Source organism: Escherichia sp. MOD1-EC5189, assembly GCF_002966045.1.
In the GTDB taxonomy this organism is placed as follows: domain Bacteria; phylum Pseudomonadota; class Gammaproteobacteria; order Enterobacterales; family Enterobacteriaceae; genus Escherichia; species Escherichia coli_F.
The window spans coordinates 1-419 of sequence record NZ_PTRX01000125.1; the positions used below are offsets into that span (position 1 = coordinate 1).

1 pseudogene is annotated in these 419 nt (G+C 52.5%); it reads left to right on the top strand.

Annotation, left to right across the window (positions count from 1 at the left end):
- Positions 1–419, top strand: a pseudogene (locus ATB02_RS25850) (phage tail tape measure protein); the annotation flags it as partial.

The window sequence follows — 419 nt, forward strand, 5'->3', positions numbered from 1 at the left end:
GTAAATGCCGCGAAGGCTCTGGACAATGAGCTGCATTTTCTTACTGCCACTCAGCTTGAGCAGATACGCGTCCTTGGAGAGCAGGGGCGCTCCAGTGATGCGGCACGGATAGCCATGTTTGCACTGGCAGAGGAAACCGGTCGGCGTACTGCGGATATTGATAATAACCTCAATGCGCTGGGTAGTACGCTGCAAACCTTGTCTGACTGGTGGAAGCAGTTCTGGGATGCGGCCATGAATATTGGTCGTGAAGATTCGCTGGATGCGCAGATTGCCACTTTGCAGGAGAAAGTATCGCGGGCGAAAAGACTCCCCTGGACGGCATCATCTTCTCAGGTTGAATACGATCAGCAGCGTCTTAACGAGCTTCAGGAGAAAAAACGCCAGAAGGATTTGCAGGATGCAAAAGAGCAGGCAGA